The organism is Methylomonas methanica, from assembly GCF_001644035.1.
GTDB lineage: Bacteria > Pseudomonadota > Gammaproteobacteria > Methylococcales > Methylomonadaceae > Methylomonas > Methylomonas methanica_A.
Map to the genome: position 1 here is coordinate 30,286 of NZ_LUUG01000054.1, position 19,653 is coordinate 49,938.

A 19,653-nucleotide genomic window follows, 5' to 3' on the forward strand; every position below is an offset into this window, starting at 1 on the left:
AGTCATTTAAATAATATCTGTAATGAAAAAGAGCGACTTCAATTACCAGTTGCCTGAGCAACTTATTGCTCAATATCCGCTACCGGAACGGAGCGCCAGTCGGTTGCTGCGTTTGGATAGACAAAGTGCGGCAATCGCAGACTGCCAGTTTGCTGATTTTGTCGACATGATAGGCAGCAACGATTTATTGGTGTTTAACAATACCAAAGTGATGCCTGCTCGCTTGTTCGCGCATAAGTCTAGCGGCGGTAAGGTCGAAATGCTGATAGAGCGTATCGAGGATACTCATACCGCACTTGCTCATGTTAAAGCAAGTAAGTCGCCAAAGACCGATGCTTTGTTGACCTTGGAGAATGGTGCGATTTGCAGGGTAATTGGCAGATATAACGATTTGTTTCGACTGCGGTTTGAAACCGAAGCTGGCTTGTTGAAGCTATTGGACGAAGTTGGGCATATTCCGCTGCCACCCTACATTAGCCGGACTGACGAAGCGAGCGATTTGGATCGTTATCAAACCGTGTTTGCCGAACAAATCGGGGCCGTCGCGGCACCCACAGCCGGGTTACATTTCGATCATGCAATATTGGATCGCTTAGATCAAAAAGGTGTGGCCCGTAGTTTCGTCACTTTACATGTAGGCAGCGGCACATTTCGCCCGGTACGTGTCGAAGACTTATCAGAGCATGTGATGCATAAAGAATCTTACAGCGTCTCTCAAACTTGTGTAGACGCGGTAGTCCAGGCAAGAGCCCGAGGTGGCAGGGTCGTAGCTATAGGTACCACGGCGGTGAGAGCGTTGGAGTCAGCATCGCGCAGCGGTCTGTTGCAGGCTGGATTCGGCGATACCGATTTATTTATCACGCCAGGGTACTCGTTTAAAACGGTGGACGCTCTACTGACCAACTTCCATTTGCCGGAGTCGACCTTGTTAATGTTGGTTTCGGCCTTTGCCGGTTATGACTCAGTAATGAACGCATATCGTCATGCTATTGATCAACGGTATCGGTTTTTTAGCTATGGCGATGCCATGCTAGTTATCTGAACGATTGTTGAGCCAGGGTTTATCTGCTCCAGCATGTGGAGGCATCTAATGTTGCACTCGCTACCGTTTTGCTGCCGGTATTGTCAATTAACAAAGTACCGCAGCTGTCGCTGGCTTGGGCTCCGGCTGGAACAGCCCTCAGCGTATAGCTATTAGCACTGGCGGCACTAATCTCTACCGTGTAAAAACTGGCGGTTTCGGTAGGGATTGTGTAGATCGATGGTGTGCCGGTATCTCCGGTTGCTGTTCCACAACCGGTTACCGCAGCTCCTCCCGCCGCTGCGTCACAGAAACTATTGGCTTCCGTAAAACGTCGCTCCATTGCGTTGGTTAGTCCCAGCAATACGCCTTTCACATCGGCTCTTCGTGATTTGCGCACACTCTCTTGGTAGCTGGGTATCGCAATACCTGCAAGTATGCCGATAATTGCTACAGTAACCATCAATTCTATAAGCGTTACGCCTTGTTGAATTTTGCCTATTTTATTCATTTTTTTGACTGAGTTATGTTTATGGATGGCTCCCGCGAAACCGGGAGCCGGGAAGTCAACTAGTTAAGTTCCGATCAAGCCAACTCCGCAGTGGCGATTTGATTACCTTAACTGGCGCCAAGAAGTTCTTTTGCCGCTATTTCCGCCGCCCGTGCCACTATTAGTTCCTTTCAAAGTAATCGTGCCCAAATCCCCTGTTGAACCGGATGCGTAGCCGTGGGTTCCCACCACACTAAGGTTCTTATGTATGCCGATACCCATATCCATGCCGGATGCAGCGACTACCTTGCCATTGATTTTTACCAGATCCGCAGTATCGACTTTTCCGTCTTTCGATGTGGTTGGTGAGCTAGATGTGCCTCCAAACAAATCGAATGCTGAAGTGGCCGGGCGTTTACCCGTTACCGCTTCAAGCAGCATAAGTCGGCTTACACCACCACCTGTACATGCATCCGCGCTAGGAATTATCGTCGAGAAAATAACCAAATCCTGATACATCACAGGCGGACTTACAACTCGTTCGCCTTGAGCGATATTGGTCGGTTTAAGAAGATTCATAGCCCAACCTTTTTTAAGGTTTGAAGATGTGCATGTAGTTGTAGGAGTGTCGTCGTCTGTCGATGGAGCTGTAGAAGCGGAATAACACACCGTGTTCCTTGATGTCACTCTGATTATGCCAGTGCCTGTCGTATTAGCGCTATTTACCGGAGTGCCTTCGAAGGTAATGGTTTGCTCGAGCAGTTTTGCCCTATCAGTTATCACTCCCGTGTTGTCATCCCATAACCCATAAAAAGACTGGACTTGTGGATTAGTGGGTATCACATTGTCGGTGGTTTCAAAATATTTTCCCGTGCCGAAATAAACCATGATTCCGCCGGATTGATCCGCCCCTACTGCGCCAATACTCGGTTTTCCGGTAATCGGTTGTCGGTCGGCAGACGCGCAGGTAGTACCCGTTGTGGTGCATGCTACAAAAAGTGGTGAACCACTATTGGCAACAACCCAACTGCTTGTGGAGTTTGTACTTACATCGAATTTCCACAAGTTACCGTATAGATCACCTGCGTATATAGTATCGATCATTCTGTCCGCATCGGTATCTACAGCTACTGGCGACGATAGGCCGTTTTTTAGCGTGGCGTCGCCGACTCCGGTATCTAATTTTTTGATTATTGCCCCGGTTTTTGCGTCGAGAACAAATAACACTGCTTTTCCGGCATCGCTGTTATATCCATTCGCAACAATTACCGCCCAATGACCGTCTTCCATTTTTGCCAGCGTCGGTTGACCTATGGTGTAGCCCAAATCGATATCGTTTAGGTTGGTAAACTCCCATAAAGGGCTAGTTGTGCCGAAACTGCTCGGATTAGTTACGTCAAGTGCGAATACGGCTCGGCCGCCCGCTCCCGTTACTCCCGCAAGTAAGGTGTGCCAGCTGGAATCGTAATAGACATCACCAACGTTGGATATGCCGTCGACAAAATACTGATGTGAATAGCTGGTTGAGGTGAGTTTGCTCAGTTCCGGGAACAGTGCGTTCGGGATATAGGCAAACATTTCGGTCCCTCCAGTGGTAATAGTGCCCCCATTTTTTCTGGCGTCAAAACCATGCAATACACCATCGTTAGCTCCGACATAGATCATTGGGATGCGGTTTTGATAGCTGCTGCTGGCGCGGAAGGAGATATAGTCGCTGCCTTCGGCGCCAGGCAATGTACCGTAACCGTAATCGTCTGTGCCGACATAAATAGGGTCTGAGTTAACGATGTCTCCTAACTTGTTGGTCTTAATAGTATTATTTGCCAGTTCTGTGCTGGTTGTCAGGAATGAACCATCAAATTTCTTGATTCTGTTTCTTAAACTACCGCTTAGACGCAACTCTTGCGCATTGTCGCCGCGTAACCAGTTCAGTCTTAGTTCTCCCTTGCCATCTGCAACTCCCAGTAGTTGGTTCAAATAATCCTGCTGTGAGGTGCCAATGGGGGTGGTTGTCAAGCTAGCCCATTGAAACGGTATGCCGCGAGGGGCGCTAGTTGCAATCGGATTAAAGGTATAAATATTGCGGCTTGTTGCTGATGGTAACAACGAAGCAGCCTCCCAATTCGGATTGCTAGTATCCGGTGCTCCAGTGACGTCATCTACAGGAAGAGCCAGCAGTTCACCACTCCAGTCTCGCGGATCAAACTTGGCTTGATAGACGAGCGTTCCGGTGTTGAGTTTGGTTGTATTCGCAGCTACTGCTGATGCGGAGCTGACATTGCTCAGTATTTTGGCGAAAGCTTTTCCCAATTGTTCAGAAAGTTTGCCGGCATTGGTGACCAGGAAATAACCGTCCGGGATTCCGTTGTTGTCTTCATCCCATTCACTCGTGTCGAGAATGTTATCTTTGTTTTTGTCGCTTACGCCCCACTTCGCCGCATACCAGAGCGGGTCGTGTTTCACGAAACTGGCTGAAGTTGTAGTGCCGACGGTAAATGTTCTGGATGCCGTGAGTGGTAAAGCTACGCCATCTGCCCAAGTACCACCAGGAAACTGACCTGGAGGTGTATCAAGAAAATAATCTTTATCATTTTCTCCAGAGTCAGGTTTGTCACGGACTTCCAGGTAAACGCCGTCCTTGGTGGTGCCGGAAATAACGTATCCCATGTGTTGGGTTATGCCACCAGCGGCATAGGTTGAATTTAGATCGACCACTACTTGATTTGATGCATTGACCGTAAATGTGTATTCCACAATTGCGTCCATATCATGATCGGCGGCTTGCTCGACGTCCTCGTAATTTATACGGAATTTTCCGTACGGGCGTCCGTCGTTAATCGAGGTATCTTTATTCCCTGTTGTCACACCGGATACAGGTTCTACCGTGTTGACAATCTTTTCCACATAAAAGTCTACGATCTGATTGGTGGGTTGAAAGCTGGTTGAGGTCGCGGTGATGCTGGAGCCCGCTACGGATTTCGCGAACGGTACCAAGGTTACTATCTTATCGTTTACCGGTATTTCGATTCTGGGTAGCGGCGACGCCAATGCGACGGCCAAAGTATCGGTCTTCTGATCGCCGGTAGCGGAGTTTAAGTCTGTTTTTCTGCCGTGCAGAGCAATGCTGCCGGCATAAAAGCCACCTAATTTAGTAGGTTCTTCCGGAGCAAGGCCGCGGATATTTTTAAAGCTGTTTGCCGATTTTGCCGTGGGGGCGCCATCACTTATAGTCCCCGATTGACCGATAAACAGATTACTGGCTTCTGATTCGTTACCCCATATCGTATCCGCCAATGTTTCCACACTTAGGCCTGCCAAATCGCCGGTGAAGGATGAATTGAAATAACTGCCAGGCAGTTGGTCGGTATCGTACGATGCGTTGATATCGCTTATCACAAGCTGCATGGGTTTGGCGCAACTCAAATACTTGCCGCCAGTGGATGAGTAGGGATCCAGCCAGTTCGGTAACGGTAATCCTAAGGTTGCATCCGGCGTATCCGTGGAAGTAATGGAGTAAGCGGATGTAGGCGCAGCTTTGCCGGCAAAATACCGTAAGCCTTCGTACATCATTTCCGCAATGGGATTGCCCCATTCGGCCGCTTCGCCTTGGTTTATAGCCCGAGTGGTAATCCATCCGGACGCGTAGGCGTGATCCGAATAGTTAAAAGTGTTGATACGTAGATTGTTGATGGTATTTACGATGCCGTTGGTCGTGGTGAATATCCCGGTATTCGCGTCAACTTCGTTTTTGAAGGATTCTATGTTTTTCCGCAATACGCCCCCGGATATGTTCTTTTTGTAAGACCCGGTTAACAAACCAAACGCCATGGAGTCGTTTTCGCCGTATGTGTGTAACAAGCCGGTAGGTTTGTAAGTGGTGGTGGTACCGTTAGTATAGGCTTTGCAGTTGGCTTCCAATTTGCCGGTTTCGCAGACTTTAACGTTGACGCTATAGTCTGTCATGCTGGAGCCGCCCGTTGTGGTTTCCCAGCGCAACACAAAGTTGTCTTCGCCGGCGCGTTCCTCATGGCGAAACTCGATATCGTAAGCCGTCCCACCAGTTAGATATATGGTACCGCTATGATCGTTACAATTGCATTTACCATGTCCGCCATACCAGCTTGCAACCACGCTAGTGCCGATTATGACTTCGATGGCGTCGTCTCCGTCGACGGAAAATTTGTAGGTGCCGGTAGCCGGAACGGTGATCTTCCCTTTGACAACCGTCATGTAATATTCGTCGCGGCCGTAGGGGTTTTGATCGTTACCCTCTAGCCTAGTCATAGAGCCGCTGCCGAATTCTTTAGATGTTTTGGCGTAGGCTAGTACCCAACTGTTAAAGTCGCTATGGTTGTCGGGGTGGCCGCTCTCATCGCTAGACGATACGTCGTAGGTGGTTCGCACCAGACTACTCAGTACGCTGCTCGGAACCACTGACCAGCTGGAAGTGCTCGCTACCGTGCAATTCGGTCCCGTACCGCCGTGTAAACATTTAGTGCCGGCAACGGGGCGCTCTATCGATACCCACTCCCATATTCTGTATTGGCTATTGTCCAGTACGCGCAGTAACGGCTGGCCGGAGTAACTCAGAGAAACGTTGGCAAATAAGTGCCGCTTACCCAATTCCGGTTCGCTAAGTGGGGTGTAGTCCGAAATTAAGTAGCCGGGGGTATTGGCTGGATCGTACTCTTTTCCCCATGCGTGGGCGTCTTGGGGAATAAACGAGCGTTTCAATAGCGTTTGCGTGGTGCTGTCTTCACCCCGGTAACCACCGTACAACACTTTGCGCAATGCATCTATGCGGGCAGTGGTCAGATAATTAAGGAAGTCGCCACTCCAATCACCGGCCACGCTTGAGCACTTTTTATCGGTTGTGGCATCTTTGGGTTCGAAATATCCCGTACTGTTGTAATCGTAACAACGTTTTGAATCGAAATAGCCGTAGTAGTCAATTGTCGGTTTATAGCCAACGTCAATTAATCCGTCGCCGTTGAGGTCGGATGCATCGTTATAAGCTTCGTAAAACAGTTTGTGATCGCGGCCCATGGTAAGCATGACGATAGGTGGAACGCTGGAGGTCAGAAATAAGGGTTGTTGAGAAATACCCGCAGACGCATTGAAGCCTGGCAGCAATGTCTGAGACAGAATCAGCAAATAGAAGGCTTTTATTTGGAGTTGCTTGGTTTTCATGGCTTTGCCCTCTGCGTGTTTCTGTCTGAAAATAAATAGCCGGTATGACTGACTAAATTTGGTAAATAGACTGGAGCATGACGATAGTGTCCGCTGTGCCGCCGGTTGCTCTGGCGGTAATTCGATAGTTGTGAGTTCCTGGACATGCTGCTGGTGCGGGTAAGCAGCCTAGGTCTTCGATTATGTAACGGGGATTGGCGCTCAGGTTTGATAAAACGCCGGTGTAAAGTACCGAGTCGTTGTCGTTCCAGTTGATGCTGTCCCAAACTTCAGAGGTTTCCGCCGTCGCGGTATTGCAATCCTTATCGCGCGGATTGAATCTGCCGCCGGCAGCGCTGCATGTGAAAGTATGTGTGGTTAGCCAGGTTTCCCCCGCTTGTAAAGCAGATTCCGCAGCTTGAAAGGCGAGATTGCGGTCACGCATATTGCCGGCCATTTTCTCTTCCAGGCTTGTTACATTGGTGCCTGTTACGCCAATTATCGTCAGAAGCATCAGCATGATTAAGCTGACGATTAGCACCGCACCGGTCTGTTTTGTCTTCGGGTTATTCACGGCGCCCCCTATTGCAGCCGATTACGCACTGCAAGCGTCGCGTTGAACACGCGACGAATTCGCCGGTCGCCAGGGTTGATGCCGGTGGCTCCGTTGTAATCGTAAGTGAGGGTTTGCGAGGCTAGATTCTCACTGGTGCGCGCCAAGATTGAGATACGCACACTGGCTACAGCGGTGATATCGGTGACGTTAGCGGCGGTTTTATATTGGTTGGCTACCCCATCGGCATCAGTATCTTCACCATAGAGAATTTGCAGGTTTTCGATGCCATCCAGTATTTCAACGGGATTGCTGCTACTTGCAGCCTTAGTGTTGTCGTATCGCCAAAGCGCAGGTTCGCCGCTTGCGCCGGGACGAATGAAATAGCTGTAGGCTCGATAGGTGAAGACTTCCGCCGTAGTTTTGTAACATGGTGGGGAGGCACAAGTTGCCGGTAAAGACACTGCATTGTGCTTTATCAGTGTCGATGTGGTGCCTGTTGTTGCGCGGAAAAGATCGGCGTTAGTGCAACTAGATATGAGCACGGGATCGCCATCAGCGATACCACAAGTGTTTGGGCTAGTGATATGAATATCATCGGTCGAGCTGGTCATATTTTGCGACAAGTAACCACCGCAACTTTCGCCGTAAACTACAGTGATTACATCAGAGCCTGGTGTAACCGGAGTAGCCAAAACCGATAAAGCCACAGGTAAGGTTGGTGACCATGTAGTGGTTGCTGGGGACGCTTCGCTACCGTTGTAGCCAACGAGGATTGTGGCAGGCGTTGGCGACGAGATAGCCGGCGCCGCATACGGGGAGGTAATTGCTGTTGTTGCGGTATTGGTGGGTGTTAAAGCAGTTACAGATATACAGCCTTGAAAACCGCTTAAGCGCAAATCCTTGCTGAGAATTTCCAATGCATAACGGCTGTTTTCTTGTAATCGGGATAAGCCTTCTTGCATTCCGTAAGTCTGCTTGGCATTCACGAAAATCTTGATTACCCCTCCCAGCAAAAACGCACCGAGTAGCAGTGCAATCATAATTTCTATGAGAGTCATACCTGTTTGCAGGGAACGGATCTGATTTTTTTTCATGGCTGAAAACTCATTACAAACCGTTGCGTAGCCGCCCCATCGTGGTCGTCATCCCACCAAATTTTTACCGCGTACGCTTCACCTATCCCGTCGCAGTTGTGTGCGGATTTTGAATTTCCATCCCCAGGGGTTTTGTCTTTACAAACTACCCCTTCGCCGCTGGGTAATTGACTGCTTAATTGGCTGTTCCATTGCTTTAGATCGTAACCTGCCATTTGCGCAGGTGTACAGGTGTTTGCCACGCAATCATTATTCGTTTCCCCTTGATTGTTGTAGTCGCCCACTGAATTTGCGCGGACTCGATCAGCTATATCGTAAGCAAGTAAGGTGGCCTGAGAGCGGAAATACGCGCTTTGGTTATTTCGTAGGCTTGTCGATTGCAAGCCGGCCAAGCCAAGCAAACCCAGCGCAAGAATCACCACCGCGATCAAGACTTCTATTAATGTAAAACCGTTGGCTGTTTTCATGGGTAACTAAAATGGGGGTAAGCAAGAAGTGATATTCGAAGCGGTGCTTGCCACCGTGTCAGTGTTTGGTATGCCGTCATTGTTGGTATCGAGGCCCATGCGGACTCGACCTATCGAGTTGACGATAATTAGTCTGGAAGTGTTTGCTTCTGGAGTGTTGTTGCTGTCGCTGTTGTTACAAATCACAAAGCTGCCGTTGGTATTGCTTTGCCCGGATGGGGTAAATCGAATGAAGTTGGAAAAATTATTTCCGCGCAGGGTATAAGAGGCGCTTAGCGCCGCATAAGTTTTTAGAAGTTCATCATTGCCTGTGTCGAACTCTCCATTTTCATTTGCGTCCGTGAAAACATCCCAGCCTTGCTCCCAGTTAGCTGAAGCCCATGCTGTTAGATTTAAGTGCGTCGACGATTTGTCGTCAACTTTGCGCACTGTCACCGATCTACCACGTTTTACCGCCTCGCTTCGCGCTAAATTCAACGCTGTGACTAATTCGTTTGCTGATGTTGTCAAGCGGTTGCTAGAGATAATCGACGTAAAGCTTGGAATTGCAATACCCACCAGAATGCCGGCGATGGCGATGGTCACCATCAGCTCAACCAACGTGAATCCTTTAGATGTTTCGGTGAATAATTTTTGCATAATTTATTTGATTGTGACTCAGGTAATTGGGCGGAAATGAACTCAAATTTAACTGCTGTTATTTGCCGTTCCGACCTCTGAAAAGTGCTTTTCCAAAGTTGGTGCAGGAAAGCGTTGGCTCGTCAAAATCGAATTTGAAGATAGCACAGGATTTAACAAAGTTATGCGAGTTAAACCACAATCGTAGTGCGAGTGTTTACGGATTTTCGCCAAGATAGCGATGTAGGCAACGAAACGTCTGAGATTTTTAAAATGAGTGTTTTTCGGCAAGATCAACTTTCTCTAACTACAATCTTAGCTGAGCTTAGCTACAATCTCAGCAAAGTAAATCTGATCAAGGTGAACTGACAATGGCAGTCTGAAAGGATTTAACAGTTTTAAACTATGTTCGATAAATTTGGAGGAGAAAATTGTGGCAACAATTCTTGCTGTAGACGATTCCGCATCAATGAGGCAGATGGTGGCGTTTACCTTAAAAGGCGCGGGTTACAACGTGGTGGAAGCGGTGGACGGAGCGGATGCCTTGAACAAAGCTAAAGCGCAAGCCTTTGATTGCGTTGTTACCGATGTGAATATGCCCAATAAGGACGGAATCGAGTTGATTAGAGACTTGCGGGCTTTGCCCAACTACAAGTTTACGCCGATGTTGATGCTGACTACAGAGGCTGGAACGGATAAAAAGCAGCAGGGCAAAGATGCCGGTGCGACCGGGTGGATTGTAAAGCCATTCAATCCCGACCAGCTCTTGAAAACCATCAAAAAAGTGATGGGTTAAATATCCGCCTCTTCAGAGATATCAGCACTGGGTAATTCTATGTCAATCGATATGGCTCAATTTCATCAGGTTTTTTTCGAAGAAAGTTTCGAAGGGCTTGACGCGATGGAATCGGGGTTGCTCAATCTTGATTTGGGGGATGTTAACGCCGAAGACATCAACACAATTTTCCGCGCAGCGCATTCGATAAAAGGCGGTAGCGGAACGTTCGGTTTTACCTCTGTTTCGGACTTTACCCACGTCATGGAGACCTTGCTCGATGAAATGCGGGACGGGCGTAGAAAAATCACGCAACCGGCGGTCGATGTGTTGTTGGGGTCAGTCGATTGTCTGAGAGATATGCTGCAATCGATACAAAACGGCAGCGAAGTTGACCAGTCCGATGTCGCTGAGCATAAGTTCGCTTTGGATAACGAGCTGAACAATGCCGCGCAGAGTTCCTCGGCTGGAAAACACACTCCAGAAGCCTTAGCGTCAAACAGCGCTGCGGCTTTACCTGCTGATGAATCAAAGCAAATAGCGGGTTGGGTTATCGCCTTCAGTCCGCATTTACATTTGCTGAAGACCGGTAACGAACCGGTGCGGATGTTTAGGGAGCTGGCATCCTTGGGGCATTTGACGACAACTGTCGATTTACAAGGGGTACCCGATCTTTACGATTTGGATCCTGAAGAGTGTCATCTATCCTGGAAATTGAGTGTTTTGGGCGATATTCCGGAGACAGAAATCGACGAGATTTTCGATTGGGTCGAAGACGATTGCGATTTGGCTAAACAACCCATTTATCAAACGCCAACAGAAGCGCCGCCATTACACAGCGCTCCAGACGTAGCGATAAATCCCGCAGCAAATTGCGTTTCCAAAGACGTAAGCCCAGAGCTGACGAGTGCCGAAGAATCCGAGTCGAATTCGCTAGAGCGTAAAAGCGGCAAAAAAGAGGACGCAAAAGCCGCACCGAAAGGTTCAAGTTCCATACGTGTGGATACCAGTAAAATCGATACCTTGATCAATATGGTGGGGGAGTTGGTTATTACGCAATCCATGCTCAGCTTATTAGGCGAGCATTTCGAACTGAATAAACTGGATCAATTGAAAAACGGTCTTTCTCAGCTAGAACGGCACACCCGCGAGCTGCAGGAAAGCGTGATGAATATACGCATGCTACCTATCAGCTTTGTGTTTAGTCGTTTCCCGCGACTGGCGCATGATATCAGCAGCAAACTCGGCAAAAAAATCGAACTCAAATTGGTGGGTGAAAATACCGAAGTGGATAAGACAGTCGTCGAACTGCTCAGCGATCCCTTGGTTCATTTAGTCAGAAACAGTCTGGATCACGGCATTGAAATGCCCGATGTCAGGCTGGCGGCAGGAAAACCTGAAACGGGTACGGTCACGCTGGAAGCCTATCATCGCGGCGGGAATATAGTGATTGAAGTGGCTGACGATGGTAAAGGCCTCGACAAGGATAAATTGCGGGCCAAAGCAATTGAAAAGGGTCTGATCGATGCCGATGCAATCTTGAGCGATAAGCAAACATATGAGCTTATTTTTATGCCCGGGTTCTCTACAGCCGAAAAGCTTACCGATATTTCCGGTCGCGGGGTGGGGATGGATGTGGTTCGGCGCAATATCCAGGCTTTGGGCGGTAACATAGAAATCCTTTCCGAGTTAGGTAAAGGATCCACCATTTCCATTCACCTGCCGCTTACTCTGGCTATCCTTGATGGTCAGTCGATTGCGGTTGGTGATGAAACCTACATTTTACCCTTGGGTTCTATTATCGAGTCGCTCCACGTTAAGGAGGACAGGCTCAATCGGGTGGCTGGCAAAGGAGAAACCTTCCTGTTACGCGGCCAATATCTGCCGATTATCAGAATGCATCAAATTTTTAATGTACTCACTGCGAAAACCACCAAGCTTACCGAAGGTTTAATAGTTGTCGTAGAAGGACAAGGTTTGCGTTGCGGATTGTTCGTGGATGATCTACTTGGGCAGCAGCAAGTGGTGATCAAGTCACTGGAAGCGAATTATCGACGTATCGAAGGCGTATCCGGAGCAACTATTCTGGGCGATGGTTCGGTGGCTCTGATACTTGATATCCCCGGTCTGGTGCGTTTAGCCAATCAATAAACCTAATCTTAAGCGTGTCATGTCCGAAATAATCGAACTTAGCAGTGCAGACCAGCAAGATGCAAAAAGGTTGGACACTAGTTTGCAGTTTTTAAGCTTTACCTTGGGCCAGGAAGAATATGGCGTGGATATTCTGCGAGTTCAGGAAATTCGCAGTTGGGAACCGGTGTCGCGAATTCCTAATGTGCCAAGCTACGAAAAAGGCGTGGTCAATCTACGCGGTGCGATTGTGCCTATCATCGATTTACGCGAGCGCTTTCAACTGGGACACAGCGATTATTCGCCTTTGACGGTAGTTGTGGTCTTGCAAGCGCGAATGGCCGATAAAACCAGAATCATCGGGGTTGTGGTGGATTCTGTTTCCGATGTTGTCGATGTCAATAAAAAAAGTATCCAGAGCGCACCGAATTTTGGCGCAAAAGTCAGTACTGAATTTATTAATGGCTTGGTTTCGGTAAGCGGCCGAATGGTGATGCTGTTGGATGTAGATAAATTATTAAAACTTGATGGCCTGGATGGTGAAGATGAAAGTTGAAAAAAGAGCTGTTTATGGCTGGGTTGTAACGGAGGATATGCAATGAAACTCAATCACCCTGTGACCGATCGCGAAGTCTTAATGAAGCCAGGCACCATTTTGGTCACGCGCACCAATTTGAAAGGCATTATTACCTATGCAAACGACGCTTTTATCGAAATCAGCGGCTTTAGCAAAGATGAGCTGGTCGGGGCCAATCACAATATGGTTCGGCATCCTGACATGCCGCCGGCGGCATTCCAAGATTTATGGGATTGTTTGAAGGCTGGGCGCCCATGGACCGCACCTGTCAAAAATAGGACCAAATCCGGAGACTACTACTGGGTAGAAGCCAACGTTACGCCGGTTTTTAAGAATGGCAAAGTACAGGAATATCTGTCGGTTCGTTATGCGCCATCCCGAGAACAAATTCAACAAGCCGAGTCCTTATACGAAAAACTGAATGCCAACAAAGCCACAATACGGCCGACCGGGATTAGTGCGGTAATCAAAAAATTGCTGGAATTGGGCTTGTGGAAAAAAGTCGGGATTATCTACCTGATCTTCTTGTTGCCGACGATCAATTCAATCTACGATCATTATCTTGAACAAAAATACCCGGAGATGTTCCTGTTTTTGGGCTTGGCCGGATTTGCATCAATATTGGGATATTCGGTGATTCGTAGTGTTGTAAAGGCTTTAGAGAATTCGATACGCATTTGTTACCGGATGGCGGATGAACAATTCAGAAATACCATAGATCTGGATCGCGGCGATGAAATAGGCGACTTCTATCGGGCCTTATACGGCATGCAGGTTAAATTGAATTCTGATTTGGCTTATTCCAAACAGGTAGCGTCAGAAGCGATGCGGATTAAACAAGCGCTCGACAATGTGCAGTCCTGCGTCATGGTGGCTAACAACGATTTAGACATCATTTATATGAATAAGACCGTAGCGGAAATGTTTCAAAATGCCGAAGCGGACATTCGCAAACAATTGCCTGAATTTGATGCCAGCAAGCTGATGGGCGCAAATATCGATCAATTCCATAAAAAACCGGCGCATCAACGCGGTTTGTTAGCAAACCTATCCAGCACGTTTAGTTCGGCGTTGGTGATTGGCGGTCGACACATGAATATCGTTGCCAATCCGGTTAAGAGCGACGAAAACGAACGCATTGGTATCGTGGTTGAGTGGCTAGATCGAACACATGAAGTTAAAATTGAGCAGGAAATTGCCAGCATTGTTGAAGAAGTCAAGGCCGGCGAGCTATCTAGTCGGATCGAACTAGCTGATAAACAAGGCTTTTTTGAAACGCTTAGCGAAGGCATCAACGAATTGACCGATGTGATAGAAAATGTATTCAGAGATGTCGGCAGCACCATGCAAAGCATGGCGGCAGGCGATCTGACCAATCGAATTACTAGCGATTACCAAGGTGTCTATTTAAACTGTAAGAACGATATCAACACCACGATTGATAAGCTGAACGAGATTTTTGGTCAGGTTAGCGAGTCGGCGCACTTCATTAATAACTCATCCCAAGAAATTGCCAGCGGCAATAACAATTTATCGCAACGCGCGGAGCAACAAGCGGCGAATCTGCAACAAACCGCTGCCAGTATGGAAGAGCTGACCAGTACCGTTAAAAATAACGCTGATAACGCGCAACAAGCGAATCTCGTTGCTAATAATGCCAAAGAGCTGGCTGAAAAGGGCGGTAATGTTGTTAAGGCTGCGGTTTCCGCGATGCAAGAGATCAACGAGAGCAGCAATAAGATAGCGGATATTATCAGCGTGATCGATGAAATTGCTTTTCAAACCAATTTATTGGCTTTGAACGCTTCAGTGGAAGCTGCCAGAGCTGGCGAGCAAGGCCGAGGATTTTCGGTGGTCGCCACGGAAGTAAGGAATTTGGCTCAGCGCAGCGCTACAGCAGCGAAGGAAAGCAAAGAACTCATTCAAACCAGTGTGCAGAAGGTCAGAGCTGGTACCGAATTTGTCAACGAAACGGGTAAATCCCTTAGCGAAATTGTCGCTGGTGTGCAAAAGGTCGGCGACATTGTGGCTCAGATTGCCGACGCCAGTGTCGAGCAGTCCGCCGGTATTGGCCAAGTCAATCAGGCCGTGGCGCAGATGGATGAAATTACCCAACAAAACGCCGCGTTAGCCGAAGAAGCATCTGCTGCCAGCGTTTCAATGAGTGACTTGTCGACCAATATGGTCGAGATGTTGGCATTTTTCAAAACAGAAAAGAAAGCTGCTGAGCATCAAGTTTCCCATCATGCAGATCGTTCTAGTGTCGTGCGGGCGGAAGCCAATAGAGCGACATCGTCGCAGCCGGTTCGTCAGCCGAGTAGTTTTAAGCAGACCTCCAATGCCGACGACGAATGGCAGGATTTTTAGCGGAGTTGCCTGATTGACCAATACATTAGATAGGGAATAAATGCCATGACAGCCGATTTAGAATCCAATCAGCACGTTGAGCAATTTCTGACTTTCGAGTTAGAGGGCGAAGCATATGGCATCGAAATTTTGAAAGTCCAAGAGATCAGGGGCTGGGAGCCGATCAGAAAAATTCCCAATACGCCTGATTTTGTTAAAGGTGCATTGAATTTACGTGGCTCCATTGTGCCGATTGTCGATCTGCGCGAACGTTTTCAGATGGAAAAAGTTGAATATACGCCCGTGACGGTAGTGATTGTGATGAGTGTCAACACTCCTTCTGGCGCCTCGGTGATGGGTATCGTCGCTGATGCGGTATCCGATGTGTTGGATATTAAGCTGTCCGATATTAAAGAAGCACCGAATTTGGGGTCGAGAATCAATACTCAATATATGCGCGGCATGTTCGTCGGCAAGAAAAATATGGTGATGTTATTAGATGTCGACAAGCTTTTGAATCCGGAAGAGTTTGTTGATATTACCGGGCTTGCTGCTATTGCCGAGGGTAAATGAGCGCAAGGATTGTAGCGGTCCTTAACCAGAAAGGCGGGGTAGGAAAAACCACGACGTCGGTAAATTTGACCCACGCCCTGGCTAAACTGGGTAAGAAAATTACGGTGATAGATTTCGATCCGCAGAGTCATTTGGCCGTTTCGCTAGGTGTGGTGGATCCGCAAAAAAGTGGGATTGATAGGGTTTTGCTGGAAGGGGTAAGTCTCGCGCAGCAATTAATTTCGGTTAGAAAAAATCTGAATTTGGTGGTTGCCGGTCCCAGGTTGCAGGAAATCGAGCAATTGATGGACGGTGGCGCCAGGAGCGGCGATCTTCTTCGCAAAGCTTTGCTTGATGGCCATCGCGATGAAGATTTTATCTTTATCGATTGTCCCCCTTCTTCCGGGGTATTGGTAGCCAATGCCTTGTTTGCGGCCGATGAAATATTGGTGCCGATGACCAGTGATTATTTGGCATTACAAGGCCTGTCGCATTTGATGGGAACCATCAAGAAATTTGAAAGCGCTTTGAAAAGGCCCTATAAAATTTCTCTGGTCATGTCCAGATATATACCGACCAGACGCATTTCAAAGGAGGTGTTGAGTGTCATACAAAAATACTTCCCAGGGCAAATTTTGGCGACCACAATTCGGGAAACTGCCTTACTTGCCGAGTGCCCCAGTTTTGGTAAAACCATTTTTGAATATCGCCCCGGCTGCCGTTCCGCACGAGATTTTACGGCACTTGCTAAAGACTTTTTGGAAGGGAGGATGATGTAATGGCGGAAAAAGACGAAGATAGTTTAATCGGTTTCGATCCCCTGGCCTGGATGCATCGATCTGATTTCAATCAAGATTCGCAACGGGATGACGTCGATAAATTGGAATCACATGCCGCCAGTGCATTCGTAAGCGAGAATGCCGAAGTCCCAGGCCAGGCAATGAATCATGATGAAGAGCCAACCATCGCATCGGAGTCGTTCCCTTCCGAACAGGGAGAAAGAGCGATTTTAGTATTGGAGCCGGTACTGAATATTCAAAATGTAGCGCTTCTCCACCAACGCCTTACGCAGATGCTCAGCAATTTTGAGGCTATCGATATCGACGCTTCTGGTGTGATGATGATAGATACGGCGACTTTGCAACTGTTATTGATTTTAAAGCAAACCGCAATTGGCTTGCAGAAATCCATTTCTATCGATTTTCCTTCCGATAAATTTATTGAAGCATCGGAGTTGTTGGGGATTGCCGAAATGCTGGAAGTTGATCAGGTTGCATCCGGCTTCTTTTGATGGGGTACTACCCGAATATACAAAATGAAAGAAAAAGCGCGCGAGTTTGAATATACCCAAGCAGATTTTGACGTTCTAAGAAAAATATCCAACCAATATTCCGGAATCTTGGTGCCGGACGATAAATTCGATATGTTTTACTCGAGATTGTCGAAACGGGTCCGCATGTTGGGCTTCACCAGCTTCAAACAGTATTGTCACTATTTGAAAGATAACCCGGATACTGAGTTTACTGAATTTATTAATGCTGTCACCACTAACCTCACTTCTTTTTTTCGCGAAAATCACCATTTTGAATATTTAAGCAAGACGGTTGTGCCGGGTTTGCTTAAAAAACATGCCGCGACTAAACAGATTAAAGTTTGGTCCGCAGGTTGCTCAACAGGTGAGGAGCCTTATTCTTTGGCGATGACCTTGAAGGAAAGTGTCCCGGCTGATTGGACCATAAATATCTTGGCTACCGATCTTGATACAAATGTTTTAGCTACCGCCGCAGCCGGCATTTACATGGCTGATCGGGTGACAGGCATAGCCGAGCAACGCCTCAAGCGCTGGTTTCAAAAAGGTGTGGGTGGACAAGCGAACAAGGTACGAATTAAACCGGAATTGAAAGAATTGATAGAGTTTAAACAATTGAATTTGATGCAGGAATGGCCTTTGAAGGGGGGTTTTGATTTTATTTTTTGCCGAAACGTTTTGATCTATTTTGATCGGGAAACCAAGGCGATGTTAGCGAACCGTTACTGCGGTTTATTGGAAGAAGGGTCACATTTATTCATTGGACATTCAGAATCCTTGCATCAGCTCGATACCGGATTCAGTTTGATAGGTAACACCATCTATAGGAAGTCGAGTAAGTGAGTCATATGCCGCATGTGGAAAGACCGCTTATCGCCGGCTTTGAAAACGTCAACCGTTATTGGGATCAAGAAAATCAAATTGTGGCGGCAAAATTGATGCCTGGTGACTACTACGTCACCAAACAGGATGAAATGATTACTACTGTGCTGGGTTCTTGCGTGGCAGCCTGTATACGTGACGTGGTGACCGGCGTGGGGGGGATGAATCATTTCATGTTGCCGGAGACGAGTAAAAGCCGTTTGAACGACAGAGACGAAGCCGTGGTTGGTAATGCCTCACGCTATGGCAATTACGCGATGGAACATTTGATCAACTCTATTTTGCAAAATGGCGGGAAGCGTAAAAACTTGGAAGTTAAGTTGTTCGGCGGCGGCAAAATCATCGCTACCCTGGGTGATGTCGGGGCCAGAAACATTCAATTCGTTTTGGATTATGTGGATACCGAAGCGTTGAATCTGGTTTCACAGGATTTGGGCGATATTTATCCGCGTAAGGTGAATTTCTTTCCGCATACCGGACGAGTCCGAATGAAAAAAATTAAAGATCTACACAATCAAACTATCTTCCTGCGCGAGAAGCAATATAGTTCGAGTATCAAGGACGCACCGGTTGAAGGTAGCGTAGAGCTATTTTAGGAAACCAGGATGACAAAAATTAAGCTATTGATTGTTGATGACTCGGCGCTGATTCGCCAAATGCTGACGCAAATTTTTAATGAGGCAGGCGATATTCAAGTAGTCGGCACGGCAAGTGATCCGATTATCGCTAGGGAAAAAATTAAGGCCTTGAATCCCGATGTATTGACATTGGACGTAGAAATGCCGCGAATGGATGGACTCACATTTTTACGGAATTTGATGCGCTTACGGCCGATGCCGGTGGTCATGATTTCAACGTTGACTGAAAAAGGCGCCGAAGTGACCCTTGACGCGCTGGCGCTGGGTGCGGTTGATTTTGTGGCGAAACCAAAAGTCGATGTCTCTCATGGCTTGCGAGCCTATGCCGATGAGATTATCGGTAAGATCAGGATGGCTGCGCAGGCAAAAGTCAAAGCTTTGGAAACCAATCGGGCTAATGTCTCTCCCATTAGTTCAGTGAATGAGAATGCAGCTGCTGCGATGAAAAAGCATTTCAAAACGACTCATAAAATAGTAGCGTTGGGTTCTTCTACGGGCGGCACGGAAGCCGTCAAGCAATTAGTAAAAAGCCTGCCCAGAACGGCACCGGCGATTGTCATTACACAACATTTGCCCCTCGCCTTCAGTGCTTCGTTTGCCAAGCATGTGGACGATGCGTCCGAAATGACTGCTTGCGTGGCGAGCGATGGGCAACTGATATTGCCCGGACATATCTATATCGCGCCAGGCGATCAACACCTAATGGTTGTGAGAGATGGTGCGCGTTACGCGTGTCGCCTTGATGACGGTCCTCCAGTCAATAGACATAAACCTTCCGTGGATGTCCTGTTCAGATCAGTTGCCGAAAATGTTGGCAGCAATGCGGTTGGCGTTATGTTGACGGGTATGGGGGCGGATGGTGCTAGAGCCATGCTGGAGATGCGCGAGGCCGGCGCCGTCAACATAGTGCAGGATGAAGCATCCAGTGTAGTCTGGGGCATGCCCGGCGAAGCCTATAAACTGGGGGCCGCGCATCATGTGTTATCCTTGGAGAAAATAGCGGAAAAAATCCTGGCCCTGGTGAATTGA

Annotated in this window: 17 protein-coding genes; 11 read left to right on the forward strand and 6 right to left on the reverse strand. The window is 47.9% G+C overall.

From position 1 onward, the window contains the following. Positions 1-22 precede the first annotated feature (22 nt). Positions 23-1,042 carry a tRNA preQ1(34) S-adenosylmethionine ribosyltransferase-isomerase QueA gene (queA, locus tag A1332_RS07125; RefSeq protein WP_064007856.1) on the forward strand — a complete coding sequence of 340 codons (1,020 nt, stop codon included), beginning with the start codon at positions 23-25 and terminating at the stop codon, positions 1,040-1,042. A gap of 19 nt (positions 1,043-1,061) precedes the next feature. Here the strand turns inward: queA and A1332_RS07130 are convergent, their stop codons facing one another. From A1332_RS07130 to A1332_RS07155, 6 genes are all read right to left on the reverse strand, one after another. Next, a complete protein-coding gene (locus A1332_RS07130) occupies positions 1,062-1,532 on the reverse strand; it encodes a type IV pilin protein (RefSeq protein ID WP_064007857.1) in 471 nt (156 codons plus the stop codon). Between the two features lie 102 nt (positions 1,533-1,634). Further along, positions 1,635-6,701: a PilC/PilY family type IV pilus protein gene (locus A1332_RS07135; protein WP_064007858.1), complete on the reverse strand. Its 5,067-nt coding sequence runs from the start codon at positions 6,699-6,701 to the stop codon at positions 1,635-1,637. A gap of 52 nt (positions 6,702-6,753) precedes the next feature. Then, positions 6,754-7,254, reverse strand: a complete 501-nt coding sequence (locus A1332_RS07140) for a pilus assembly PilX family protein (protein ID WP_082879579.1) — start codon at positions 7,252-7,254, stop codon at positions 6,754-6,756. Between the two features lie 8 nt (positions 7,255-7,262). Further along, the gene (locus A1332_RS07145; protein ID WP_064007860.1) at positions 7,263-8,330 is read right to left on the reverse strand and encodes a PilW family protein; all 1,068 of its coding nucleotides are present in this window, start codon (positions 8,328-8,330) and stop codon (positions 7,263-7,265) included. Continuing rightward, on the reverse strand, positions 8,327-8,797 hold the full coding sequence (gene pilV / locus A1332_RS07150) for a type IV pilus modification protein PilV (RefSeq protein WP_064007861.1): 471 nt from the start codon (positions 8,795-8,797) through the stop codon (positions 8,327-8,329). Before pilV ends, A1332_RS07145 begins: the two co-directional genes overlap by 4 nt. A gap of 6 nt (positions 8,798-8,803) precedes the next feature. After that, positions 8,804-9,436 (reverse strand): GspH/FimT family pseudopilin, encoded by a 633-nt coding sequence (locus A1332_RS07155; RefSeq protein WP_064007862.1) that lies wholly within the window; start codon positions 9,434-9,436, stop codon positions 8,804-8,806. A 409-nt stretch (positions 9,437-9,845) separates the two neighbouring features. Here A1332_RS07155 and A1332_RS07160 point away from each other — a divergent pair, with 409 nt between their 5' ends. Genes A1332_RS07160 through A1332_RS07205 form a run of 10 tightly spaced genes read left to right on the forward strand, consistent with a single transcriptional unit; the run spans position 9,846 to position 19,653 of the window. Then, entirely contained in the window at positions 9,846-10,211 is a 366-nt protein-coding gene (locus tag A1332_RS07160) for a response regulator (protein ID WP_197027008.1), read from the forward strand. A 39-nt stretch (positions 10,212-10,250) separates the two neighbouring features. Then, complete coding sequence (locus A1332_RS07165) at positions 10,251-12,341, forward strand: chemotaxis protein CheA (protein WP_064007863.1); 2,091 nt, start codon at positions 10,251-10,253, stop codon at positions 12,339-12,341. A gap of 19 nt (positions 12,342-12,360) precedes the next feature. After that, positions 12,361-12,876: a chemotaxis protein CheW gene (locus A1332_RS07170; protein WP_064007864.1), complete on the forward strand. Its 516-nt coding sequence runs from the start codon at positions 12,361-12,363 to the stop codon at positions 12,874-12,876. Between the two features lie 42 nt (positions 12,877-12,918). Then, on the forward strand, positions 12,919-15,264 hold the full coding sequence (locus tag A1332_RS07175; protein WP_064007865.1) for a PAS domain-containing methyl-accepting chemotaxis protein: 2,346 nt from the start codon (positions 12,919-12,921) through the stop codon (positions 15,262-15,264). Between the two features lie 45 nt (positions 15,265-15,309). Then, positions 15,310-15,816 carry a chemotaxis protein CheW gene (locus A1332_RS07180; RefSeq protein WP_064007866.1) on the forward strand — a complete coding sequence of 169 codons (507 nt, stop codon included), beginning with the start codon at positions 15,310-15,312 and terminating at the stop codon, positions 15,814-15,816. Next, the gene (locus A1332_RS07185) at positions 15,813-16,574 is read left to right on the forward strand and encodes a ParA family protein (RefSeq protein WP_064007867.1); all 762 of its coding nucleotides are present in this window, start codon (positions 15,813-15,815) and stop codon (positions 16,572-16,574) included. The genes A1332_RS07180 and A1332_RS07185 overlap by 4 nt, the downstream gene beginning before the upstream one ends. Continuing rightward, the gene (locus A1332_RS07190) at positions 16,574-17,086 is read left to right on the forward strand and encodes an STAS domain-containing protein (RefSeq protein ID WP_082879580.1); all 513 of its coding nucleotides are present in this window, start codon (positions 16,574-16,576) and stop codon (positions 17,084-17,086) included. The genes A1332_RS07185 and A1332_RS07190 overlap by 1 nt, the downstream gene beginning before the upstream one ends. Before the next feature lie 24 nt (positions 17,087-17,110). Then, positions 17,111-17,947 (forward strand): CheR family methyltransferase, encoded by an 837-nt coding sequence (locus A1332_RS07195; protein WP_064007868.1) that lies wholly within the window; start codon positions 17,111-17,113, stop codon positions 17,945-17,947. 5 nt (positions 17,948-17,952) lie between these two features. Further along, positions 17,953-18,582, forward strand: a complete 630-nt coding sequence (cheD, locus tag A1332_RS07200; protein ID WP_064007869.1) for a chemoreceptor glutamine deamidase CheD — start codon at positions 17,953-17,955, stop codon at positions 18,580-18,582. Between the two features lie 9 nt (positions 18,583-18,591). Continuing rightward, a complete protein-coding gene (locus tag A1332_RS07205; protein WP_064007870.1) occupies positions 18,592-19,653 on the forward strand; it encodes a protein-glutamate methylesterase/protein-glutamine glutaminase in 1,062 nt (353 codons plus the stop codon).